Below are 22,769 nucleotides of genomic sequence, written 5' to 3'. Positions count from 1 at the left end.
GCCTAGGTTACCTGGGCGGCGCGGTCCAAGATGAAAAAGTGCTGTGCGTGGGACGCCAGGATCGTCGCGGCGGTCATGGCGATCTTCGCGTCCGGCAGCGCGAGCAGCGCGCCCTTGTAGACGTCGACCATGTCCTGCTCGACCAGGGCCGCGTTCGCGAGCGCGTCCGCGGGGCGCGAGGTGGCGAGGCGATGGGCGCCGACGTCGAGGTCGTCCGGCGTCCACGGCGGCTTGGGCGTGCCGAGCCCGACCGCCGCCAGCTCGGTGGCGATCGCGGCCGCGTGGTCGCCGGCGTGCCGGCGTGCCGGGCCGAACAGCTCCGGGTTGGTGTGGACCTGCTGCCCGTAGGCCAGCGCGAGGCCCATCTCGCGCCGCCACAGCCCGAGCAGGAGCCCGCCCTCGTCGGACTCGGCCCGCGCGGGAGCGGCGGCGGTCAGGGTGAGCGCGGCGGCCGCGCCGCCGGCCAGGAGCTGGCGGCGGTTCACGGGCGGTTCCTCTGGCCGGGGAAGGCGTCGACGATCGGCGGCTCGTCCAGCTCGGCGCGCAGGGCGGAGACGGCCTCGGCGGTGCCGGCGATCAGCGTGCCGAGCAGCTCACGCGACGCGCGGTCCTCGAGCACGCCGACGGCGGCGACGTGCGCCTGGAGCGCGCGGCGTTCGCCGTCGAGCGCGGACTCGAGCTGGCGCTTGCGCTGCTCCTCGCGCGTCTGTCCAGGGGCCTGGGGTGGAACGAAGACGCTGGCGGCGATCGCACCGCCCGCCGCGGCCTCCAGCTGGCGCACGCGGTCGCGCGCGGCGCTGCGCAGCGCGATCTCCGGGTACGCGACCTCCGCGCGCATCGACGCGAGCAGCTGATCGCGCCAGACGTTCGCGGCATTGACCTCAGGCTCGTCGGGCGGCCCGCACCCCACGAGGAGCAGAGCGCCGGCGCCGAGCAGCGCGCGGCGACTTACCACCAGACCGTGGTGTCCAAGTTCTCGAGCTCTTCGACGGGCGTGGTGTACAGGCCCGACGACAGGTACTTCGAGCCGTCGTCGCAGACGATGAAGACGATGTTGCCCTCGTCCATCTCGTTGGCGATGCGGACGGCGATCGACGCGATCGCGCCGGTGGAGACGCCCGCGAAGATGCCCTCCTCGTCGAGGAGCTTCTTCGTCCACACGATCGCGTCGTGGTTGGTGACGAAGATCTTCCGGTCCAGGATCGAGAGGTCGATGATCGGCGGGATGAAGCCGTCATCGAGCGAGCGCAGGCCCTGGACGGGCTCGCCCTGCATCGGCTCGGCGGCGACGATCTTCACGGCGTCCCCGAGCTCTTCGCGCAGCCGGCGGCCGACGCCCATCAGCGTCCCGCCCGTGCCGAGGCCGGCGACGAACGCGGACACGTCGTTGTCCAGCTCGTCGAGGATCTCGACCGCGGTGCCGTGGTAGTGCGCGCCCGGGTTGGCCGGGTTGCCGTACTGGTACGGCATGTAGTACGAGGAGTCCTCGGACGCCATCTTCAGCGCGAGCTCGACCGCGCCGTTGGAGCCCAGGTGGCCCGGGGAGTAGACGATCTCCGCGCCGTACATCCGCAGCAGCTGCGTGCGCTCGGGCGTCACGTTGTCCGGCATGACGACCTTGAGCTTGTAGCCCTTGCGCGAGCAGATCATCGCGAGCGAGATGCCGGTGTTGCCCGAGGTCGGCTCCAGGATCGTCTGGCCCGGGCGGATCGCGCCCTTCTCCTCGGCGTCCTCGATGAGCGCGCGTGCGACCCGATCCTTCACCGACCCCGTCGGGTTGGCAGACTCGAGCTTTGCCCAGAGGCGCACGCCCGGCTTCGGTGAGAGTCGCTTCAGCTCGACGAGCGGCGTGTTGCCGATCGACTGGACGATGTCGCCGTAGCGGCCACCGCAGGGACGGTTGCGCAGTTCCTGGGCCATGACTTCAGGAAGTGTAGTGCTCTTGACCGATCAGCTCATCGCCCTTCGGACCTCGCTCGCCGAGCAGCTCTCCGCCCTGCGCGGCGTGGCTGTGGAGGCGCTTCCACCGGCACTCCTGGACATCGCCGTGCGGCGTGTCGGACAGGCGTATTACGTGTGCCCGTCGAGCTGGGAGCAGCTGCGCCACGAGGAGGGCGGCGCCGGCCAGCCGGTTCCGTACTGGGCGCGGCCGTGGCCGTCAGGTGTCGGACTGGCGGGGGCGTTGTACGACGATCCGCCCGCGGCCGGGACGACGGTGCTCGAGCTGGGTTGCGGGCTGGCGTTGCCGAGCGTGATGGCCGCGCGTGCCGGCGCGCTGGTGCTGGCGACGGACGGCGCGACCGACGCGGTGGCGTTCGCCGCGCACGTGCTGGCGCTGAACGAGGTGGTCGGCGAGGTCGCGCACGTGGACTGGTCAACGCACGGTGACGCGCTCGTCGCGCGCGGTCCGTTCGACCTCGTGCTGGCCGCCGACGTGCTCTACACCAAGGCCAACGCGGACGCCGCGCGGGAGTTGTTCCCGCGCCTGGTCGCGCCCGGCGGGCGGCTCGTGATCGCCGACCCCAACCGCGCCGGAGCGCTGCATTTCCTCGCCGAGTTCGAGCACGAGACCGAGCCGGGACCGGACGTCTCCATCCACACCCTGCGGTTTGACCGCGAGGTCCCTGGGCATACATAAAGTTAGGCGGGGGCCTCCGGCGTTGCTAACGGAACGTCGCACTCTCTCATTGCGAAAACGGGCCGCCCGCACCAAATCCTCGTGCGTGCATTGGCTCATGTCCTTGAGCGGCCACGCCGTGTGCGCCTACTCGCGTTCATCGGCTTCGCCGCGATCCTCACCTTCCTCCTCGCCCCGCGGATGTTCACCGCGGTGGCCGGCCCCACCGACCACCGCTGGCCGGGCGGCGTCGTGAACGTCTACGACTCGAGCGGCATGACCGACACGATGCTCGTCGCCGCCGACCGCTGGACGCAGTCGGGCGCCGACGTCGACATCCGCGTCGTCCTCGACCAGAAGGCGGCCGACGTCATCGTCCGCCGTGACGACGCCCGCCTGATGGACCTCTGCGGCCGCGACTGCCTCGGCTACAGCACCTCGATCGGCCGCCCCGGCGACGGCCGCAGCGAGATCATCATGCGCTCCACCCTCGGCGGCGACCCCCGTCCCCTCTCCGTGTGGGTCGCGGCCCACGAGCTCGGCCACGTCCTCGGCCTCCAGCACCGCGACGGCCACGACTGCTCGGTGATGTCCCCCCGCGCCTTCGACACGCGCTGCGCCCCGTCGCTCGCGGCCACCATCCCGACCAAGGCGGAGCTGGCCTGCGTGCCCGCGCCGTCGGACGTGGACGTGGCCGCCTCGCTGTACGGCGGCGCCGCGGCGCTGCGCGATCCGCGCTGCCGCTGACACGGCCTAACGGCTGACCACACCCGCAGGCGCCGCGTCAAGCAATTCATGCCCCGGCGGCTGAGGTGGCCGGGCGGTCGTCAGGAATTGCTTGACCCGTCGCGGCGGGCGCGGTGTGTGCGGGTGAGCCGGGTTCCCCGGACTGTGGAACGCGCAGCGTTCCCCGTTTGATGGCGCAGGCCGGTCTCGCGGGGTGGGGAACCAAAGTCGCGGTATGCGGGAGTTTGGTTCCCCACCCCCTCATGCCACTAACCTCGGAATCGCGTGCGCCTGCTCGTCCTCTTCGTCGTCGCCGCGGCCCTCGCTATCGGCGTCGGCTCGCTCGCCCTGGGCGACGACAAGCCGCCCGATCCGCGCTGGCCCGGCGGTGAGGTGAACGTGTTCGCGCCCACGCAGGGCACGATCGACACGGTGATCTTCGCCGCCGAGCGGTGGACGGGTTCGGGCGCGCACGTGAAGGTCCGCGTGGTCAAGTACGAGCGGGACGCCGACGTGGTCGTGCGGCTCGACGACCGGCGGCTCGGGCGGCTCTGCGGGCCGCGGTGCTTCGGGTTCACGACCGCGCTGGGGCGGCCGAAGGCGGGCAAGAGCGAGCTGTTCCTCAGAGAGAGCCTCGGCAAGCCGACGTCGCTGTCGGTGTGGGTGGCGGCGCACGAGCTCGGCCACGTGCTCGGGCTGAGGCACGTGGCGAACTCACCGACGTGCACGATCATGTCGCCGACGTGGTTCGACACGCGCTGCGCGCCCACGCTCTCGGAAGACGTGCCGCGCTACCGGGAGCTGTGGTGCGTGCCGACGCCCGCCGACGTCACGGCCGCCGCGAAGCTGTACGGCGGCGGCGTGCGATCGAAATCAGATCGCTGCGTATAGCGTTCCGGCCGTGATCGCTTCACGTCTCGCCGGGTTCGGCACCACGATCTTCACGGAGATGTCCGCGCTCGCCGAGAAGACGGGCGCGATCAACCTCGGGCAGGGCTTCCCGGACGAGGACGGGCCGGCCGCGGTGATCGAGGCCGCGCAGGCCGCGATGCGCGACGGGCGCAACCAGTACGCGCCGCTGCCGGGCGTGCCCACGCTGAGGCACGCGATCGCCGAGCACCAGCAGCGCTTCTACGGGATCGAGCTCGACCCGGCTTCGCAGGTGCAGGTGACGATGGGCGCGACCGAGGCGATCGCCGCCGCGATCCTCGCCCTGGCCGAACCCGGCGACGACGTGCTCGCGTTCGACCCGAGCTACGACTCGTACTCCGCCGCGACGAAGATGACCGGCGCGAACTTCGTGCCGATCCCGCTGAACCCGCCGGACTTCACGTTCGACGAGCTCAAGGCCACGCCGAAGGCGCGCATCCTCCTTGTCAACTCGCCGCACAACCCGACGGGCCGGGTGTTCACGCGCGAGGAGCTGCAGCGGATCGCGGACTTCGTGATCGCGAACGACCTGATCGCGATCACCGACGAGGTCTACGAGCACCTCGTGTTCGACGGCCTCGAGCACATCCCGCTCTCGACGCTGCCGGGCATGGCCGAGCGCACGCTGACGATCTCCTCCCTCGGCAAGACGTTCAGCGTCACGGGCTGGAAGGTCGGGTGGGCGACGGGGCCGGCGCCGCTCGTCGCCGCGGTGCGGACCGCCAAGCAGTTCCTGACGTTCGCCGGCGCGACCCCGTTCCAGCACGCCGGCGCCGCCGCGCTGCGCCTCCCCACGCACTTCTACACCGACTTCGCGGCCGAGCTGCAGGCCAAGCGCGACCACCTGTGCGACGCCTTCAGCCAGTTCACGGTCGCGCGGCCGCAGGGCACGTACTTCGCCAACGTCGACGTCGGCACGGACGCGACGGAGTTCGCGCGCGAGCTGCCGCACAAGGCAGGTGTCGTCGCCATCCCGACCGCGGTCTTCAGCACCGACAAGGAGCGCCTGAAGCCGTATCTGCGCTTCGCGTTCTGCAAGCGGCTCCCCGTCATCGACGAGGCCGCGCGCAGGCTTCACTCCCTCGAGTCGTAGTTCCAGAACTTCGGCAACGCCGCGGCCAGCGCGAAGCACCCCGCGACCACCACCACGCCGCCCGCCACGACCGACGGCCCGAGCCCGAGCCACGACGCGCCGAAGCCGGCCCGCGCGTTGCCCAGCAGCGGCCCCGAGGACCACGAGATCATCTCCATCCCCGCGAGCCGCCCGCGCAGCCGGTCCGGGATCGTCTCGTTCCACAGCGCGCCGCGGAAGATGCCGCTGATGGCGTCCGAAGCGCCCGCCAAAGCGAGTGCCACCAGCGCCAGCCAGAGCGAGTCGGCGAACCCGAACAGCGCGATGAACGCGCCCCAGCCCGCGGCGGCGAACACGATCGCGCGGCCGTTGTGATGGATGCGCACGCTCCAGCCGCTGGTGAGCATCGCGACGATCGCGCCGACCGCCGGCGCGGCCCACAGGAGCCCCACCACCTCGGTCCCGCCGTAGCGCTCCGCCATCGCCGGGAACAACGCGAAGGGAATGCCGAAGAACATCGCGTGCATGTCGATCACGTAGGAGCCGAGGATCTCCTGGCGTGACCCCGCGTACTTGACGCCCTCGAGCACGCCCCGCAGCGACGGCGGCTCCGCGTCCGGCGGCGGTGGCGGCGTGCGCATCAGCGCGAACGCGGTCAAAGACCCGACGAAGGACACGACGTCGATCGCGTACGCGGTCTCGACCCCGCCGGCGGCGATCACGAGCCCCGCCAGTGCCGGCCCGACGATCCCCGAGATGCTCATGAGCGACCAGCTGATCGCGCTCGCGGCCTTGAGCTCGTCCCGCTCCACCAGCCGGGGCAGCAGCGCGTCCAAGGGTGGGCGCAAGACCGCGGTGGCGGCCGCGAACAAGGTCGAGGCGACGTACAGCAGCCACAGCTGCGGCTCCGGCAGCAGCGCGTTCACCAGCAGCGCCGCGGACACGAACGCCGAGGCCAGCTCCGCGCCGAAGATCAGCTTGCGCCGGTCGAACGCGTCCGCGAGCGCGCCGCCGATCAGCGCCAGCGCGATGATCGGGATGAACTGGGCGACGCCGAGCAGGCCGACCGCCACCGTCGAGTCGGTGAGGTCGAACACCTGGACCGTCAGCGCGACCTGCGTGAACGCGGCGCCGATCAACGACACGGTGGAGCCGCCGACGAGCAGCCGCAAGTCGCGCCGGCGGCGCAGCAGTCCCAGATCGGGGAGGATCACGCCGACAGCTTGGCGAGCGTGTGGCGGGTGAGCTCGAGGATGCGCTCGACGTCGTAGCCCTCGAGCGTCAGCCGCGCCGCCTCGTCGGCGTAGGCGCGCAACATGTGCGCGGACAGCTCCGGGTCCGGCAGCCCGGCCCCCGGCCCGACCGCGGCCGCCAAGCGCGAGACCACCGCCGCCCGCCCCGCCGCGATCCGCTCGCCCAGCAGCCGCGGCGCGCCCTCCTGCGGCATCAGCACGAGCCGCCACGTCCCGGGGTCCGAGCGCACCGCGTGCAGGTACGCGGTCAGCGCGCCAAGTAGGTCGTCGTAGGTCTCCGGGAGCTGGCGCAGCGCCCGCAGCGCCTCACGGTCGACGAGCGCCTCCAGCAACCCGCGCAGATCGTCGAAATGCCCGTAGACGATCGGCCGGGTGATCCCCGCGGCCCGTGCGACGGCCTCGATCGACACCGCGTGGAAGCCGTCCGCGAGCACGATCGCCTTCGTCGCGTCCAGGAGCTGCTCCCTGCGCTGCTCGGCCGTCATCCGCATGTGACCAATGTCAGGTTACAGTGACGTAAGTTACGGCAATGTAACCAGGTATGGACGTCCAGATCGCGATCATCGGCGCGGGCTTCGCCGGCCTCGGCATGGGGCTCCGCCTGCGCCAGGAGGGGATCGAGGACTTCGTCGTGCTCGAGCGCGGCGACGGCGTCGGCGGGACGTGGCACTACAACACGTATCCGGGCTGCGCCTGCGACGTCCCCTCGCACCTGTACTCGTTTTCGTTCGCGCCCAACCCGGACTGGACGCGGACCTACTCGCGCCAGCCGGAGATCCGCGCCTACCTGGAGCGCGTCGCCGAGCCGCTCCGGCCGAAGATCAGGCTCGACACCGAGGTGCGCGGCGCATCGTGGGACGGCACGCACTGGAACCTCGACACGACCGGTGGACCGGTGCGCGCACGCTACCTCGTCGCCGGCACCGGCCCGCTCGTCGAGCCCAAGCTCCCGGACTTCCCGGGGCTGGACACGTTCCAGGGCGTGAAGATGCACTCGGCGCGCTGGGACCACGACGTGGATCTGCGGGGCAAGCGCGTGGCGAGCGTCGGGACCGGCGCCTCCGCGATCCAGTACGTGCCGAAGATCGCGCCCGAGGTCTCCCAGCTCTACGTGCTCCAGCGCACGCCGCCGTGGGTGATGCCGCACAGCGCGCGGCCCATCAGCGCGTTCGAGCGACACCTCTACAAGCGCTTCCCGCCGCTGCAGCGCGCGCTGCGCCACGGCATCTACGCGGGCCGCGAGCTGCTCGTGCTCGGCATGGTCAAGCAGCCGCGGCTGATGAAGCTGCTCGAGCGCGCCGGGCGCAAGCACATGCAGCGCGCGCTCAAAGACCCCGAGGTGATCGCGCGCGCCACGCCCGACTACACGGTCGGCTGCAAGCGCATCCTGCCGTCCAACGCGTGGTATCCGGCCCTCGCGCGCGAGAACGTGGAGCTGGTGACCGACGGCGTGGCGGAGGTACGCGAGCGCTCGGTCGTGCTCACCGACGGGCGCGAGCTCGAGGTCGACGCGCTGATCTTCGGCACCGGGTTCCAGGTGCTCGACCTGCCGGTCGGCAAGCTCGTCCGGGGCCGGGACGGACGATCGCTCGCCGAGGTCTGGGACGGCTCGCCGCGCGCGCACCTGGGCATCACGGTGCCGGGCTTCCCGAACTGCTTCGTCCTGCTCGGCCCGAACACCGGACTCGGGCACACCTCGGTCGTGTACATGATCGAGGCGCAGATCGCCTACGTGCTCGACGCGCTGCGCACCGGCGGCACCGTCGAGGTCCGGCCCGAGGTCGAGGCCCGCTTCCACGCCGAGGTGCAGCGGCGCATGCGCGGCACGGTCTGGAGCACGGGCTGCGAGAGCTGGTATCAGGACGCGCAGGGCAACAACCCCACGCTGTGGCCCGACTGGACTTGGCGCTACCGGCGCCGGACCGCACGCTTCAAGGAAGAGGAGTACGTGATCGCATGAAGGCGACCAATTCCACTCTCGGCGAGGGCCGTCACCGCGGTCGCTTCGGGCTTCGCCCGCGGATTCTCATCACCGGCGCGGCCGGCGGGATCGGCAGCGCGACGGTCGAGCTGCTGCGCTCGCGCGGGTGCGCGGTCGTCGGCCTCGACCTGGGCGGCGCGGACCTCGAGTGCGACGTGCGCTCGCAGGCCTCCGTGGACGAAGCCGTCGCGCACGCCGTCGAGCAGCTCGGCGGCCTCGACGTGCTGATCAACAACGCCGGCCTCGGCACGCCCCAGAGCGCCGCCGCCGCGCCCGACGACGGCGCGCTCGCCGTGCTCGACGTCAACCTCGTCGGCCCGTGGCGCGTGACCAGCGCCGCGTTGCCCGCCCTGCGTGAGTCCCACGGCCGCGTCGTGAACGTCGCGAGCGGCCTCGCCCACGTCACCGTCCCGTTCTCGACCGCGTACACGATGTCCAAGCGCGGCGTCGTCGCCTACAGCGACCTGCTCCGGCTCGAAGAGGGCGACCGGGTCGACGTCACCACGGTCTACCCCGGCTACATCCGCACGCCCATCCACACCGAGTCCACCGCCGCCGGCGTCCCGCTGGAAGGCGCGGTGCCGGTGGAGGACGTGGCCGACGCCGCGCGCACGCTCGTCCGCGCCGCGCTCGGCGAACCCGCCCGCGACCTCGCCACCACGCGCGAGGGCACGATCACCTACGCGGTCGTGCGCCTGCTCCCTCGCCGCGTCGTCGACACCGTCACCCGCCGCCGCATGCAGCAACTGGCCAAGCGAGGCCACTTCGCCGAAAAAGGTCTCGCGGGCGCGTTCGCTCGCCGAATTTCGAGCTAGCCTCGCTCCTATGAGGAGAGCTTCATTGCTCGCCGGCGCCGCCGTGTGCGCCGGCTTCGCCATGCACGCCGCGCCCAGCGAGGCCAGCTGCATCGCCACGTTGAAGTGGCGCACCTATTCGTACATCGGCGTCGGGAACAACCTTCCCGGCGTGAAGATCGGTGCGGCGATGCCCGAGGTGGCCAAGCAGCCCGCCTGCAACGACGCGATCGTCAACGGCTACGTCCCGCCGCCCTCGTTCCATGACGTGCCCGTCGCCCAGCTCGAAGGCGTCTCCCCGGCGATCGCGATCGCCGCCGGCGCGTCGATGATCTACGTCAGCCAGTCCGCGTTCCCGGCCCTCCCGTCACATCCGCTGCACAAGGTGCTCAACCTCGGCCGCGGCCCGGAGGTCACGGGCGCGCCGTGCCAGGTCAAGGGCGTCGCGACGACCGACGCGATCGGCCTGTACGTCAACGGCGCGCGCATCATCGTCGACCCCGACACGAAGGTCGAGCTCCAGCGTCACGGCACCGGGTTCGTCGCCCCCGGGACCACGATCCGCGTCGGCGGCCGCGCGTGCGAGCGCAAGCCGTACGGGCAGATCTGGATCAAGGCGCGCCGGATCGCGCGCGGATGATCAGAGGCTGACGGCCGCGCCGCTCTCGGCGGCGCGGTACAGCGCGTCGATCGTGCGGGCCTGGCCGAGCGCGTCGGCGCGGCCGATCCGGGGCGCGTCGCCGCCTTCCACCGCGCGGCCGAACTCCTCGAGCTCGCGCGTATAGGGGTCGACGGACTCTGGCGTCAGCTCCTCCGGCTCACCGTCCCGGGTGAGGACGATGCGCGCGCCCAGCGGCGTCTGCCACGGGGAGGGAACGAAGATCGTGCCCTCGCTGCCGACGACCTCGAGCTGGTTGCGGCGGTGCACGTCCATGCCGCAGTCGAAGGTCGCGAGCACGTCGCCCGGGAACCGCAGCAGCCCGGTGAAGCGGGCGTCCACGCCACCGCCGCCGAGCACCTGCTCGCCGCTCACGCGCTCCGGCTGGGCGCCGGCGATGAGCCGCGCGGCGCTCACGCAGTAACAGCCGACGTCCATCAGCGCCCCGCCTTCCAGCGCGGGGTCCCAGCGGACGTTCTCCAGCCACGGGAGGTTGAAGCCAAACGCCGCGCGGATGACGCGCAGCTCGCCGATCGAGCCGTCACGCACGAGCCGCACGACCTCCTCGGTCTGCGGGTGGAAGCGCCACATGAACGCCTCCATCAAGAGCTTGCCGGTGCGGTCGGCGGCGTCGAACGCGCGCTCGACCTGCTCCGGGTCACGCGCGAGCGGCTTCTCGCTCAGCACGTGCTTGCCCGCTTCCAACGCCTGGATCGACCACTCGACGTGCATCGAGTTCGGCAGCGGGATGTAGATCGCGTCGACCTCGTCTGACGCGAGCAGCTCCTCGTAGGAGCCATACGCGTGCTCGATGCCGCGCTCGTCCGCCCAGGCGCGGGCCCGCGTGAGGTCACGCGAGCCCACCGCCGTGATCTGCGCATGCTCCGCGCCGCGCGCACCGTCGACGATTCTGTCCGCGATGCGCGCGGTGGAGAGGATGCCCCAGCGGATCATCTGCCGGTTGCCGCTGCCCTTCTACGGGAGATGGCGTCGACGCTGGCCGCGAGCAGGAGCACGAGGCCGTTGATGATGAACTGCACGCCGGACTTCTGCGTCACCAGCGGGAGACCGTTGGCGATGATCGCCACGACCAGACCGCCGGTGACCGCGTCCACGATCCGGCCACGTCCACCGAACAGCGAGGTGCCGCCGATGACCGCCGCGCCGACCGCGTACAGCAGGGTCTGCGCACCACCCGTGGTCGGGGAGACGCTGTTGTCACGCGACGCGAGCAGGATGCCCGCCACGATCGCCAGCGTCGACCCGAGGATGAAGCAGACCGTCTTGATGTTCGGGACGTTGATGCCCGCCCGGCGCGCCGCCTCGGCGTTGCCGCCGACCGCGTACACGTGCCGGCCGAAGCTGGTCCGCATGAGCAGGAACGTCAGCGCGACCACCAGGGCCACGACCAGCGGCACCACCCACGGCACGCCCTGGATGATGATCGGCGCGTTCGCGCGCTGGCGCTCCTGGTTGAGCAGGAACACCGCGATCAGCACGACGACCGCCAGCGCGACGACCTTCGCCGCCCACACCGACATCGCCGGCACCGGCAGCCCGGCGTTCTTGCGCGTGCGGATCGCCCAGAACGACGTGCCCGCGAAGCCCGCGATCACGATCAACGCCAGCAGCCAGCCCAGCGCCACCGACATGTTCTGGTTCATCACCTTCAGAACCGCTTCGTTGCGGATCGGGATCGTGCCGCCCTCGCCGATGATCAGCAGCATCGCGCCCTGCAAGCCCAAGAAGAAGGCCAGCGAGACGACGAACGACGGAATCCCCAGCCGCGCCACGAGCAACGCGATCGCGAAGCCGATGGCCACGCCCGTGAGCAGCGCCGCGAGGATCGCCAGCGGCCACGCCCAGTTGTGGTTGGTCAGCGTGACGCCGAGGATCGCGGCGCCGGTACCGGCCGTGAAGCCGGCCGACAGGTCGATCTCGCCCAACAGCAGGACGAAGACCAGACCCATCGCGAGCACCATGATCGCCGCGCCCTGGTTGAGCAGGTTCGCGAAGTTCTGCTCGGTCAGGAACGAGTCGGGCTCCATGATCCCGAACACGATCACCAGCACGACCGCGCCGATGACCGCCGGCAGGGCGCCGAGATCGCCGCCCTTGATGCGCTCCCAGTAGCCGCCCGCGGCCTCGCCGATGCCGCCCTGGCCGGGCGTCGTCTCCAGGTCGAACTGCGAGACCTGGCCCGTGGGCTCCTGCGTCGCGCTCATGCCACACCCGCTTCCGCGGCTTCGCGCGGCTTGAGGCCGAGCTCACCCGAACGGCCCGCGGTGATCAGCTCGATCACCTGCGTGTTGTTGACGTCCTTGGTGCGCACCTGCGCCGCCATCTGCCCCAGGAAGAGCGTGGCGATGCTGTCCGCGACCTGCATGACGTCGTTCATGTTGTGCGTGATGAGCACCACGCCGAGCCCGTTCTCCGCGAGCCGGCGCACCAGGTTGAGCACCTGCTCGGTCTGGGCGACGCCCAAGGCCGCGGTCGGCTCGTCCAGGATCACCAGCTTGGAGTTCCACAGCACCGCGCGAGCGATCGCCACCGTCTGGCGCTGACCGCCGGAGAGCGACGACACGTTCTGACGCAGCGAGCGGAGGGTGCGCACGGACAGCGACTTCAGCGTCTCGCCCGCGCGCTTCTCCATCTCGGTCTCGTTCAGCGTGATCCCCGAGTGCAGCTCGCGCCCGAGGAACATGTTGTGGACCACGTCGAGGTTGTCGCACAGGGCCAGGTCCTGGTAGACGATCTCGATCCCCAACGCGTTGGCGTCCTTGGGCCCGTGAATGGTCACGGGCTGGCCCTCGAAGAGAATCTCGCCGTCGTCGAAGGGATGGATCCCCGCGATGCACTTGATCAAAGTGCTCTTGCCGGCGCCGTTGTCCCCGACGAGCGCGGTCACCTCACCGGCTCGGACGTCGAGGTCCACGCCCCGCAGGACCTGTACCGCGCCGAAGCTCTTGTTGATCCCGCGCAGGGACAGCAGCGGGCCCCGCTGCTGTCCCTCGACGGCCTCGCTCATCCGCTGACGCCGTTCTCTTCGCAGGCCTTCTGCAGGGCCTCGCTCGTGCAGATCTTGTCCGCGGTGGTGAAGCCGTCGGCGACGACGTCCTTCACGTTCTCCTTGGTGATCTGCTGCGGCTCGAGCAGCACCGACTTGACCTGCTGCTTGGTCTCGGTGTCCTCCACCGAGCCCGTGGCCTGGCCGTCGGCGCCGGCCGTGTCGCCCTTGGCGAGCGCGATCGCCAGTGCGGCGGCCGCGTCGGCTTCCTTCTTGATGGCCTTGTAGACCGTCACGCACTGGGTGCCGAGCAGCACGCGCTGCAGGCCTTCGTCCGTGGCGTCCTGACCCGTGGTCGGGATCTCCTCGGCGCCTTCACGCTTCAGCACCGCGGCAACCGCGCCGCCGAGGCCGTCATTGGCGGCCGCGACGCCCACGAAGTCGCCCTTGGCCTTCGTGAACATCTGCTCGAAGATCGTGCCGGCCTTCGTGTTGTCCCAGTCCGGGACACTCTGGTCGGCCGCGACGGTGTAGCCGCCGTCGGTGATCGCCTTCTCGTAGCCCTGCTTGAACAGGGTCGCGTTGTTGTCGGTCGGCGAGCCGTTGAGCAGCGCCACCGGGCCGGACGACTTGCCGGCGTCCTGCATGCACTTCACGAGGCCCGAGCCGATCGCCGTACCGACGGCGACGTTGTCGAAGGACACGTAGTACTGCGCGCCACCGCCGAGCGTGAGGCGGTCATAGTCGATGACCGGCACGCCCTGCTGCTTGGCCTTGTTGATCACGGCCGCCGCGGACGGCGAATCCAGGTTGACGATCAGGAGCACGTTCGCGCCCGCGTTGAGCATCTGATCGGCGATCGTCGCGAACTTGGCCTTGTCGCCGTTCGCGTTCTGGATGTCCGACTCCACGCCGGCGGCGTCGAACGCCTCACCGAGGAACTTGCGGTCCGCCGTCTCCCAGCGGGCCGACGACGCGGCGTCCGGCAGGATCACGCCGACCTTGGCCTTCGTCGCTTCCTGCGTGGCTTCTCCGCCACCGCCACCACCGGACGTGGTCGGCTCGTCATCGCCGCACGCGGCGACGGAAAACGCAAGGGTCGCTGCGACGGCGACTGCCCCTAGGGCACGAAACTTCATATGGGTTCTCCCCTTCTCCAGACGGAACCGCAGACTGGCGACTATCTGCGAATTCGAAGTATTCCCCGCCAAATGTAGAGGTGTCAAGCCACGACGCGACCCAGAACGAGCGCGACGGCGCCCAACACCTCGGCCCGCTCGCCCAATTCCCCCTCCAAAACCTGGACGTCGTCGGCCGCCGAGCGGATCGCTCCGCGGCGCAGGGAATCCCGCAGCGGCTCGAGCAGCAGCTCGCCGGCGTGGCCCAGATCACCGCCGACCACGACGCGGCGCGGGTTGAAGAGGTTGCAGAGCGTCGCGACGGCCGTGCCGATCGCCGTGCCGGCGTCCGCGATCGCCCGCGCGCAGCCCGCGTCGCCACGCAGCGCGAGCTCGACCGCCTCGGGCAGCGTCAGGTCGTCGCCGTGAACATCTCTTAACGAGCCGAGCACCGCCGGGGCGCCCGCCAGCGTCTCCAGGCAGCCGCGGTTGCCGCAGCGGCAGATCGGCCCGCCGGGGTCGACGACCGTGTGGCCGAGCTCCCCCGCCGTCCCGCCCGCGCCCACGTACGGCTGCCCCGCGACGATGAAGCCCGCGCCGATGCCGGTCGCGGCCTTCACGTAGGCCATGTGGTCGACGCCGCGGCCCGAGCCCCACATCCACTCGCCGAGCGCGCCCAGGTTGGCGTCGTTCTCGACCTCGACCGGATGCCCGAGCGCCTCCGCGACCGCCTCGGCGGCATTGATGCCGACCCAGCCCGGCAGGATCGTCGAGTTCCCAAGCTGGCCCGAGGGACGGTGCACCGGGCCGGGCAGCCCCATGCCGATCCCGAGCAGCTCGCCCGAGTGCACCTGGGCCTCCTCGAGCGCGTCGCGGAACATCGCCTTGGCCAGCGCGATCGCCTCGCGGGCGGGCACGTCGTCGGCCAGCGCGCGGTGGCGCTCGGCGAGCAGCTGGTGGCTGAGATCCGAGATCGCCATCCGCAGGTGGCGCTTGCCGAAGTCGATCCCGGCGACGACGCCGGCCTTGCGGTGCAGCGCGATCAGCACCGGTGGGCGGCCCACCGTCTGGCGCTCCGGCGGGTGCACGGGGTCGGCGGGCTCGACGACGAGCCCCGCGGCCTGCAGGTCGCTCACCACCGCCGACACGGTGGACGGCGCGAGCGCCGCGCGGCGCGCGAGATCGGCGCGCGACACGGCCCCGGCCTCAGCCAGGACCCCGACGACGCGCGCACGTGCGTCGCGCTTGGAGGTCCTTTCCATCGGCTTCGGAACGGTACGGCGAAACTATCGCGACCGCAACGGTCGATTAGTTCGGAGCTGTTGTTATCCGGCGAGAGCGAGCCGCGTGGGCAGCACGCGGTCGGCTTCGGAGACCACCAGCGCGAGCGCGCCGAGCACGTGGGCGCGCTCCCCGAGCACGCCCGCTACGACCTGGGCGCCGCGCGAGGTCTCCGGGAGCGCGGCGCGCCCGATCGACTCGCGCATGCCGTCCAGCAGCAGGTCGCCCGCCGCGGCCAGGTGGCCGCCGACGATCAGCATCTCGGGGTTCAGGACGTTCAGGAGCGTCGCGGCGACCGTGCCGAGCGCGCGGCCCGCATCGTGGATGACGCGGACGCAGCCGGCGTCGCCTTCGCGGGCGGCCTCGAGGATGCGCTCGATCGTGATGTCGTCGCCGTGCGAGCGGCGCAGCAGGTCCACGAGCGCGCCGGTCGCGGCGACGGTCTCCAGGCAGCCGCGGTTGCCGCAGCGGCAGACGATGCCCTCCGGGTGCACGAGCACGTGGCCCAGCTCACCCGCCAGGCCGGCGCTGCCGCGGTACAGGCGGCCGTTGAGGATGAGGCCGGCGCCGATGCCGCTGGAGACCTTCAGGTAGACGAGGTCCGTGGCGTCGCGGCCGGCCCCGAAAGCGGCCTCGGCGAGCGCGCCGAGGTTGGCGTCGTTGTCGACCATCACCGGGATCTCGAGCCGCTTCTGCAGCTCCTCGGCGACCGTCATGCCGATCCAGCCGGGCAGGATCGCGGACGAGTGCACGGTGCCGTCGCCCTGGTCGACCGGGCCGGGCAGGCCCATGCCCGCGCCGATCACGAGCTCCTTCGCGACCCCCGCGTCGGCGAGCGTCTCGACCACGAGCTCGGCGGCCATCTCGAGGCCCTCGAACGCGTCGTGGTCGGTGTCCAGCGGGCGCGTGCGCTCGGCGAGGATGGTGCTCGCGAGGTCGGAGACGGCTACTCGCAGGTGGCTGTGGCCGAAGTCCACGCCGACCGCGGCGCCGGCGCTCGCGTCGAAGCTGAGCAGGATCGGCGGGCGGCCGCCGGAGGAGCCGTGCGCGAGGCCGGGCTCCGGACGCTCGACGACGAGCCCGTCCGACTGCAGGTCCGCGACCAGGCTGGAGACCGTGGAGCGGCTCAGGCCGGTGCGGCGGGCGATCTCGGCACGCGAGATCTGACCCTCGTCGCGCAGCGCGCGAATGACGCGCAGGCGATTGAGACGGCGAAGGGATTCGAGAGAACCGGCGCGACCAGGGGGCATGTAAGCGGTCCCATTAGAGCGGAGCCTGGACCGTGGATCAACTGTAGGGCGGCATGGACCCACCGACCGGTGGTGCTGTTGCACCGGATTTTGCGGCCGCGAGGTACTCGAGGAACTGCTCGTCGTGCAGCCCGGGGCGCACGCCGGGCACCATCGGGCGCAGCTTGGTCGCCAGCTCGGCGGCGAGCGCGGCGCGCGGTCCGGGGGCGAACGAGTGCCGCCGATCCAGGAACGTGCGCACGGCCATCAGCTCCGTCTCCCCGACCCCGGCGACGTCCCAGCTCTGGAACTGGGCGGGCGGGACCTGCACGCGCGGCGCCTCGTAGACCGGCGCCTTGACGTCGCGGACGACGAGCGTGCCGGCCGCGAGGTCCCCCAGCCGCTGGTTGTTCTTGGTGGCGAGGATCGAGATGATCGCCGGCACGTAGCTCAGCGCCGCGCCCTCGAGGATCCGCAGGATGTTGCGGATGAGGCTCGCGCGCAGGCCGACGGGCGCGCCGCTGTCCATCACGACGCGCAGCCCCGCCGCGCGGCGCCCGATCGTGCGGCCGCCGCCCACCACTTCGAAGACGACGTGGTAGCCGACGTAGAACACGAGGAACGAGGCGGCCGCGGCGATCGACGCGGCGACGTCGCCGCCGACGGCGAGCGCGAACAGGATCACGATCAGCGCGGCGACGCCACCGATCAGCAGGTCGACCAGCGTCGACAGGAAACGCGTGCCGATGTTGGCGAGCGGAAGCGCGAGTTGGACTCCTTCCGGGGTGGCGATGGTCCGCCGATCCTCATACTCCATGGCCACATGATGAGCCCTGAGCGCTTCGAAGCGGAGCGGTCGTCGAGTTGGGGCGAGCTCGACGCCCTCGTGCGCAAGGCCGGCAACAAGCCGGAGCGGCTCGGCGCGGCCGGTGTGCGGCGGCTCGGCGAGCTCTACCGCGCGGCCGCCGCGGACCTCGCGTTCGCGCGCCGGCGCTTCCCCGGCGACCCGCTGCTGACGCGGCTGGAGCCGCTCGTGCTGCGGGGCCGCGCCGCCGTCTACGGCCGTTCGGGCACGCGCCAGTCGCTGTGGCAGTTCGTGTCGCGCGGCTACTGGCGGCGGCTCGCGGAGCGGCCGTGGCTGATCTTCGCGGCGTGGGCGCTGCTGCTCGGGCCGGGGCTGCTCGGCGCGGTCTGGGGGCTGCTGGACGCGCCGACCGCGGCAGGCCTGATGCCGGCCGAGTTCCAGGGCGCGGCGGACCCGCCGGTCGAGGGCCGCGACTACGACGCCGCCGAGGCGAGCGCGTTCTCGGCCGCCGTGATGTTCAACAACATCCAGGTCACGTTGATCGCGTTCGCGGGCGGGATCGCGTTCGGCGCCTTCACGGTCTGGGCGCTCGTCTTCAACGGGCTCATCCTGGGCGTGATCGCGGGGCTGGCGATCGGCGCCGGGAACGGCACCGCGTTCCTGCGCCTGGTCTCCTCGCACGGGCCGCTGGAGTTCTCATGCATCATCGTCGGCGGGATCGCCGGGCTGCGGATGGGCTGGTCGCTGATCCGGCCGGGCACGCTGCGGCGGGTGACGTCTTTGCGGCGCGAGGCGCTGCCGGCCGTGGAGATGGCCGTGGGGACGGTGCCGTGGCTCGTCCTGTGTGGCGTGTTGGAAGGCTTTGCGACCGGGCCCGAGCTGCCGGTGTGGTTCCAGGCGGGGCTGGGGTTTGCCTTGGCCGCGCTGTTCTGGACGCTCGTCTACGTCAGAGGATCGCGCGGGACTTCGCGCGCAGGTACTGCGCGACGAGGGTCGCCGGCAGCTTCTCCGGTGGCGCTTCGATGACGCGCGCGCCGGCCGCGCGCACCTGAGCGGCGGCGCGGGCCCGCGCGGCGAGCACGTCGTTGGCGACGGTCGCGCGGGCGTGGCTGAGGCGGTCGGTCGGCGCCGCGCGGGCGATCGCCTCCAGCGCCGGGTCCGACGGGCTGGCGACCACGACGGCGTGCCTGCGGGTGAGCACGGGGACGGCTCTTACGAGCGGCCGGGTCGCGGCCTCCTCCAGCAGATCGCAGAGGACGACGACCAGCGCGCGCTTGGAGCCCTCTGCGCGTCTGAACGCCAGCTCGAAGTCGGAGTCCACCGGGCTGGCCTCGAGGTCGTAGAGCGCCCGCACGACGGCCTGGCCCCCCTTGCGCTGCGGCGGCAGCACCACGCGCACCTCGTCGTCGAACGCGACCGTGCCCGTGCGGTCGCCCAGCTCGTCCGCGACGAACGCCAGCGCCACGGCGGCGTCGAGCTCGGCGTCGAGGATCGTCGCGTCGGCCAGCGGTGCCGTGGAGAGGCGCCCGGCGTCGATCAGGAGGATCAGGTCGCGGTCCTGCTCGAGCCGGTAGTGGTTGCTCATCGGCCGGCCCAGCCGTGCCGTCGCGCGCCAGTTGACCTGGCGGATGTCGTCGTCGGGCTCGTAGTCGCGGATCAGCTCGAACTCGGTGCCGAGCCCGAGCGGGCCGCGCGCGGTGGCGCCCTGGTCGCGGAAGCGGCCGCGGGCGACGGCGAGCGCGAGCCGGCGCGCGGTGTGCAGGTCGGGGAAGACGCGCAGCGTGGTGGGCTCGGAGGCCTTGTGGTCCCAGCGGGCGAGCTTGAGCGGGCCGGTCGCGCGGGTGGCGACGGCGGGCAGGACGTGGCGCCCCCGCCGCCTGGCGACGACGGTGGCGTCGAGGCTCTCCCCCTCCCGCGGGGTGACCTCAACGCTCGCAGGGGCGCCTTGCCGCACGCGCACCGAGCCGCCCGCCGGCGCGGTGGCCGTGACCTTCAGCGGCGCGGGGACGCCGCGGCTGAGGACCTCGGGCGCGCGCCGCTGGACCTGCGGGGCGCGGCGTGCCGCACGCGCGTCGACGGCCACGGCACCGACGAGGGCCAGCGCGAGCAGGGCGACGATGCCGATCGGGATCAGCAGGGCGCTCAGAGCCAGCGCCGCGAGGATCGCGACCGCGCGCGGAGCTGGGCTCAACGCGGGACCGGGACGTCCTCGAGGGCCGCGCGGATCGCGCCCATCGGCGTCGCACGCTCCAGCTCGGCCTCCGGGGTGAGCACCAGGCGGTGGCGCAGGACCGGCGCGGCCATGCGCGCCACGTCGTCCGGCGTGACGTACCCGCGGCCGGACAGGCGCGCCGACGCCTTCGCGGCGCCCAGCAGGTGGACGGCGGCACGCGGGCTCGCGCCCAGCGACACGCTCGGCAGCTCGCGGGTGCGGCGGACGATCGCGACCACGTAGGCGACGACCTCGTCGTGGACCTCGGTGGCGTCGACCTCGGCGCGAGCGGCGCGCAGGTCCTCGGCCGAGGCGACGGGCTGGATGTCCTCGATGCCGGTCGGGGTGAGGCCGCGGCGGCCCATGCGGAGCATCGCGCGCTCCTGGTCGGCCTCCGGGTAGCCGAGGTTGACGTGCACGAGGAAGCGGTCGCGCTGGGCCTCGGGGAGCGGATAGGTGCCCTCGTACTCGACCGGGTTCTGCGTGGCGAGCACGAGGAACGGGTCGGGCAGCGGGTGCGACTCACCGTCGACCGTCACCTGGCGCTCCTGCATGGCCTCCAGCAGCGCGGCCTGGGTCTTGGGCGGCGTGCGGTTGATCTCGTCGGCGAGCACCACGCCCGCGAACACGGGGCCGGGCCGGAAGACGAGCTCGCCGGCACGCAGGGCCATCGTGCCCGTCACGTCGCTCGGGAGCATGTCGGGCGTGAACTGCAGGCGGCGGAAGTCCAGCGCGAGCGCGCGGGCGACGGCGCTGGCGAGCAGCGTCTTGGCCACGCCGGGCACGCCCTCGAGCAGCACGTGGCCGCCCAGGGCGAGCGCGGCGAGCATGTCCTCGAGGGCCTCGTCGTGGCCGACGACGACCTTGCGGACCTCCCCGGCGACGCGGGCGTGCAGCTCCTTCACGTGTGCTCCTTCTCGGGCTTGGCGCGGGCAAGGGAGCCCGCGAGGGCGTCGACGTACTCCACGCGCGGCGGCGGTGGCTCGGAATCCTCGTCCTCGGGCTCGCCGAAGCGCTTGCCGGCCGCCCACAGGGCGACGAGCGACGTGAGCGCGAGGCCGAGCAGCGCCCACTTGATCGAGCTCGGCAACCCGCCGAAGCCGCGCGAGACACCGTAGCCGTGCACGGTCTCCAGGAACGCGACGGGCGCGTCACCGGTGAGCGCGAGGGAGAAGGCGGCGTTGTCGGCGCGGGCGAGGCCGCGGTTCGTGAGCGGCGAGGTGTCGGCGAGCAGGACCACCTGGCCGGCGCCGAGCGTCGCGGACGCCGCCAGCGGTGACCCGGCCGGGCCGAGCATCGGCAGCGCGGCGCCGAGCTCCTCGAACCCCGTGCCGTCGAGGCTGACGACGGTGCGCACGCCCGGGAGCGGGACGAGCGGCTCGTGCTCGTCGCTGGCGGCGCTCGTCCACCGCGGCGGCTCGTCCAGCAGCTGCTCGATCCAGGCCACCTCGCTGCTCGCGCCGAGCACGAGCCGGCCGCCGCCCTCGACCCAGGCGCGGATCGCCTCGGCCTCCTCGGGCTCCATCACGTCCGGGTCGAGGATCACGAGCGTCTCGCCTTCGCGGGGCTCGCGCTCGGCGATCGGCGTGCGGACCTGGCGGACGGTGACGCCGGCGCGGTCGAGCAGCGCCGCGTACGCGGCGACGCCGAGCGGCGTGGTCGCGTACGAGGACGACGGCGGGCCCTCGGGCGCGGGCGAGAGCCGGTCGATCACGACGAGCACGACGAGGAAGCCGGCGAGCAGGCCGACCAGCAGGAAGATGGTGCCGCGCCGGGAGCTCACTCGTGCTCCCGCGCGGAGGAGACGACCTGCGGCCAGCGCTCACGCGCCTGCGCGACGTCCTCCGTGTGCGGCTCGCGGCCGCCGTAGACGACGTCGTCGAACGTGGTCGCGAGCTCGTCGAAGTCGTCGGAGTGCAGCGTGTGGCGGACCTCGTGCGTGGAGATCGACGGCCGGAACGCGATCGCGCCGCGCTGGTCCAGGCGCAGCAGCCCGGCCCGGAAGCGCAGGCGCAGCGCGGCCTCGAAGTCGCCGGCGGCCTCGGCTTCGGCGGCGCGCCGCTCGAGCGCCTTGGGATCGTCCGTAGCCGGCGCGTACGCCTGGGCGGCGGCCTCCGAGAGCGCGATCCGGCGCGTCAGGAAGAAGTGCGCGAGCAGGAAGCCGATGACGAACAGCACCAGGCCCAACGCGATCCAGACGACGGCGCGGCCGCCGGGCAGGAAGTCGTCGATCCGGTTGATCAGGTCGCGCGGCGCGAGGTCGCCGAGCCAGTCGACGAAGCCGCGGAACGGCCCGGGCGCGTCACCGCCGTGGAAGCGCTCCTCCTGGAGGATGTCGCGCGCCTGCGCGGTCGGGTCGTCGACGGACGACGTGCCGGCGGGTGGCAGCGCGGCGAGCGATTCGAGTCGCTGCTCGAGCTCCTCGCCCTCGGCGCCGTCGAGCGCGGCCGCGAGATCGACGGGCTGCCCGTCGACCGACGTGACCTGCTCGAGCTCGCGCACGTCACCCTCGGTCACCAGCGCCCGGAACTCCGAGCCGCTGATCTCGGTGGCGTGCGCGGCGGCCGGCGCCAGGCAGGCCGCGACGAGGACCACGACGCCCGCGATGCGGGCGCGCGTCACAGCCCGCCCGGCCCGCGCGGCTCTTCGGGCGGCTGCCAGTCCGCCCGGTCCTTGTCCTTCTTGTCCTTGTCGCCGGACTTGTCCTCCCAGGGGGACTCACCGAAGGGCGAAGACGCGCCCCAGCGGGACTCCCACGCGGGTGGCTCGTCGGCCGCGGGCTCGTCCGGCGCGGGCGGCAACGGCTCGGTCGGCGCGGGCTCGTCCGGCGCGGGCGGCAGTGCCTCGGTCGGCGTGGGCTCGTCCGACAGCGGATCGCCGGAGGTCAGCCCGCCGGCCGGCGACGATCCGCCCGGCCCGCTCGGCGGCGCCGACGACTCGCTCGGACGCCCCCACCGCGCCTCGTCGGCCGCGTCCGGCGAAGACTCGCCCGGTCCGGCCGGCGGCGCGCCCGGCTCGCCCGACGGCGGCCCACTCGGCCGCCCCCAGCGCGCTTCCTCGGCCGCGCCCGGCGGCTCGCTCGGAAG

At 72.3% G+C, this 22,769-nt stretch carries 24 protein-coding genes and 1 pseudogene; 8 read left to right on the top strand and 17 right to left on the bottom strand.

All coding sequences use genetic code 11. From position 1 onward, the window contains the following. Positions 1 to 2 precede the first annotated feature (2 nt). Genes OJ997_RS08105 through OJ997_RS08095 form a run of 3 tightly spaced genes read right to left on the bottom strand, consistent with a single transcriptional unit; the run spans position 3 to position 1,920 of the window. The gene (locus OJ997_RS08105) at positions 3 to 485 is read right to left on the bottom strand and encodes a ferritin-like domain-containing protein (protein WP_270024568.1); all 483 of its coding nucleotides are present in this window, start codon (positions 483 to 485) and stop codon (positions 3 to 5) included. Further along, on the bottom strand, positions 482 to 955 hold the full coding sequence (locus OJ997_RS08100; protein ID WP_270024567.1) for a hypothetical protein: 474 nt from the start codon (positions 953 to 955) through the stop codon (positions 482 to 484). Before OJ997_RS08100 ends, OJ997_RS08105 begins: the two co-directional genes overlap by 4 nt. Beyond that, complete coding sequence (locus OJ997_RS08095; protein ID WP_270024566.1) at positions 949 to 1,920, bottom strand: PLP-dependent cysteine synthase family protein; 972 nt, start codon at positions 1,918 to 1,920, stop codon at positions 949 to 951. The genes OJ997_RS08100 and OJ997_RS08095 overlap by 7 nt, the downstream gene beginning before the upstream one ends. Positions 1,921 to 1,942: 22 nt before the next feature. Here OJ997_RS08095 and OJ997_RS08090 point away from each other — a divergent pair, with 22 nt between their 5' ends. The 4 genes from OJ997_RS08090 (at position 1,943) to OJ997_RS08075 (ending at position 5,366) form a co-directional block, all read left to right on the top strand. Further along, positions 1,943 to 2,638, top strand: a complete 696-nt coding sequence (locus OJ997_RS08090; RefSeq protein WP_270024565.1) for a class I SAM-dependent methyltransferase — start codon at positions 1,943 to 1,945, stop codon at positions 2,636 to 2,638. A 120-nt stretch (positions 2,639 to 2,758) separates the two neighbouring features. After that, positions 2,759 to 3,364: a matrixin family metalloprotease gene (locus tag OJ997_RS08085; protein WP_270024564.1), complete on the top strand. Its 606-nt coding sequence runs from the start codon at positions 2,759 to 2,761 to the stop codon at positions 3,362 to 3,364. Between the two features lie 264 nt (positions 3,365 to 3,628). Beyond that, positions 3,629 to 4,234 (top strand): matrixin family metalloprotease, encoded by a 606-nt coding sequence (locus tag OJ997_RS08080; protein WP_270024563.1) that lies wholly within the window; start codon positions 3,629 to 3,631, stop codon positions 4,232 to 4,234. A gap of 58 nt (positions 4,235 to 4,292) precedes the next feature. Beyond that, positions 4,293 to 5,366 (top strand): aminotransferase class I/II-fold pyridoxal phosphate-dependent enzyme, encoded by a 1,074-nt coding sequence (locus tag OJ997_RS08075; RefSeq protein ID WP_272599511.1) that lies wholly within the window; start codon positions 4,293 to 4,295, stop codon positions 5,364 to 5,366. On the opposite strand, the gene OJ997_RS08070 is transcribed toward OJ997_RS08075, so the two are convergent. Continuing rightward, a complete protein-coding gene (locus tag OJ997_RS08070; RefSeq protein WP_270024561.1) occupies positions 5,348 to 6,559 on the bottom strand; it encodes an MFS transporter in 1,212 nt (403 codons plus the stop codon). The genes OJ997_RS08075 and OJ997_RS08070 overlap by 19 nt on opposite strands. Beyond that, positions 6,556 to 7,089, bottom strand: a complete 534-nt coding sequence (locus OJ997_RS08065; protein WP_270024560.1) for a TetR/AcrR family transcriptional regulator — start codon at positions 7,087 to 7,089, stop codon at positions 6,556 to 6,558. Before OJ997_RS08065 ends, OJ997_RS08070 begins: the two co-directional genes overlap by 4 nt. Before the next feature lie 50 nt (positions 7,090 to 7,139). Here OJ997_RS08065 and OJ997_RS08060 point away from each other — a divergent pair, with 50 nt between their 5' ends. The 3 genes from OJ997_RS08060 to OJ997_RS08050 are packed head-to-tail and all read left to right on the top strand — an operon-like array spanning position 7,140 to position 10,013. Continuing rightward, positions 7,140 to 8,558 (top strand): flavin-containing monooxygenase, encoded by a 1,419-nt coding sequence (locus OJ997_RS08060; protein WP_270024559.1) that lies wholly within the window; start codon positions 7,140 to 7,142, stop codon positions 8,556 to 8,558. After that, positions 8,555 to 9,394: an SDR family NAD(P)-dependent oxidoreductase gene (locus OJ997_RS08055; RefSeq protein WP_270024558.1), complete on the top strand. Its 840-nt coding sequence runs from the start codon at positions 8,555 to 8,557 to the stop codon at positions 9,392 to 9,394. The genes OJ997_RS08060 and OJ997_RS08055 overlap by 4 nt, the downstream gene beginning before the upstream one ends. 10 nt (positions 9,395 to 9,404) lie before the next feature. Next, positions 9,405 to 10,013, top strand: a complete 609-nt coding sequence (locus tag OJ997_RS08050; protein WP_270024557.1) for a DUF6281 family protein — start codon at positions 9,405 to 9,407, stop codon at positions 10,011 to 10,013. Here the strand turns inward: OJ997_RS08050 and OJ997_RS08045 are convergent, their stop codons facing one another. From OJ997_RS08045 to OJ997_RS08015, 7 genes are all read right to left on the bottom strand, one after another. Continuing rightward, positions 10,014 to 10,985 carry a Gfo/Idh/MocA family protein gene (locus OJ997_RS08045; protein ID WP_270024556.1) on the bottom strand — a complete coding sequence of 324 codons (972 nt, stop codon included), beginning with the start codon at positions 10,983 to 10,985 and terminating at the stop codon, positions 10,014 to 10,016. Continuing rightward, positions 10,982 to 12,256 (bottom strand): sugar ABC transporter permease, encoded by a 1,275-nt coding sequence (locus OJ997_RS08040; RefSeq protein ID WP_270024555.1) that lies wholly within the window; start codon positions 12,254 to 12,256, stop codon positions 10,982 to 10,984. Before OJ997_RS08040 ends, OJ997_RS08045 begins: the two co-directional genes overlap by 4 nt. Next, positions 12,253 to 13,059 carry an ATP-binding cassette domain-containing protein gene (locus tag OJ997_RS08035; protein ID WP_270024554.1) on the bottom strand — a complete coding sequence of 269 codons (807 nt, stop codon included), beginning with the start codon at positions 13,057 to 13,059 and terminating at the stop codon, positions 12,253 to 12,255. Before OJ997_RS08035 ends, OJ997_RS08040 begins: the two co-directional genes overlap by 4 nt. Then, positions 13,056 to 14,177: a sugar ABC transporter substrate-binding protein gene (locus OJ997_RS08030; protein WP_270024553.1), complete on the bottom strand. Its 1,122-nt coding sequence runs from the start codon at positions 14,175 to 14,177 to the stop codon at positions 13,056 to 13,058. The genes OJ997_RS08035 and OJ997_RS08030 overlap by 4 nt, the downstream gene beginning before the upstream one ends. Positions 14,178 to 14,260: 83 nt before the next feature. Next, the gene (locus OJ997_RS08025) at positions 14,261 to 15,418 is read right to left on the bottom strand and encodes an ROK family protein (RefSeq protein WP_270024552.1); all 1,158 of its coding nucleotides are present in this window, start codon (positions 15,416 to 15,418) and stop codon (positions 14,261 to 14,263) included. A gap of 63 nt (positions 15,419 to 15,481) precedes the next feature. Next, positions 15,482 to 16,687 (bottom strand): ROK family transcriptional regulator, encoded by a 1,206-nt coding sequence (locus OJ997_RS08020; RefSeq protein WP_270024551.1) that lies wholly within the window; start codon positions 16,685 to 16,687, stop codon positions 15,482 to 15,484. A 37-nt stretch (positions 16,688 to 16,724) separates the two neighbouring features. Further along, positions 16,725 to 17,483, bottom strand: coding sequence for an RDD family protein (locus OJ997_RS08015; protein WP_270024550.1), 759 nt, complete (start codon positions 17,481 to 17,483; stop codon positions 16,725 to 16,727). Between the two features lie 6 nt (positions 17,484 to 17,489). Between OJ997_RS08015 and OJ997_RS08010 the strand changes: the two genes are divergently transcribed. Continuing rightward, on the top strand, positions 17,490 to 18,497 hold the full coding sequence (locus OJ997_RS08010; protein WP_270024549.1) for a stage II sporulation protein M: 1,008 nt from the start codon (positions 17,490 to 17,492) through the stop codon (positions 18,495 to 18,497). On the opposite strand, the gene OJ997_RS08005 is transcribed toward OJ997_RS08010, so the two are convergent. From OJ997_RS08005 to OJ997_RS07985, 5 genes and pseudogenes are all read right to left on the bottom strand, one after another. After that, a complete protein-coding gene (locus OJ997_RS08005; protein ID WP_270024548.1) occupies positions 18,418 to 19,662 on the bottom strand; it encodes a DUF58 domain-containing protein in 1,245 nt (414 codons plus the stop codon). The two genes, OJ997_RS08010 and OJ997_RS08005, sit on opposite strands and share 80 nt — an antisense overlap. Then, positions 19,659 to 20,588 (bottom strand): AAA family ATPase, encoded by a 930-nt coding sequence (locus OJ997_RS08000; RefSeq protein ID WP_270024547.1) that lies wholly within the window; start codon positions 20,586 to 20,588, stop codon positions 19,659 to 19,661. The genes OJ997_RS08005 and OJ997_RS08000 overlap by 4 nt, the downstream gene beginning before the upstream one ends. Beyond that, the gene (locus OJ997_RS07995; RefSeq protein ID WP_270024546.1) at positions 20,585 to 21,466 is read right to left on the bottom strand and encodes a DUF4350 domain-containing protein; all 882 of its coding nucleotides are present in this window, start codon (positions 21,464 to 21,466) and stop codon (positions 20,585 to 20,587) included. The genes OJ997_RS08000 and OJ997_RS07995 overlap by 4 nt, the downstream gene beginning before the upstream one ends. Beyond that, entirely contained in the window at positions 21,463 to 22,305 is an 843-nt protein-coding gene (locus OJ997_RS37430; protein ID WP_270024545.1) for a DUF4129 domain-containing protein, read from the bottom strand. The genes OJ997_RS07995 and OJ997_RS37430 overlap by 4 nt, the downstream gene beginning before the upstream one ends. Further along, positions 22,302 to 22,769, bottom strand: a pseudogene (locus OJ997_RS07985) (hypothetical protein); the annotation flags it as partial. The gene OJ997_RS37430 and the pseudogene OJ997_RS07985, both read right to left, overlap by 4 nt.

The organism is Solirubrobacter phytolaccae (assembly GCF_027587195.1).
GTDB lineage: Bacteria > Actinomycetota > Thermoleophilia > Solirubrobacterales > Solirubrobacteraceae > Solirubrobacter > Solirubrobacter phytolaccae.
The sequence above is the reverse complement of the archived record's forward strand: the minus strand, read 5'-3'. Positions and strand labels throughout refer to the sequence as shown.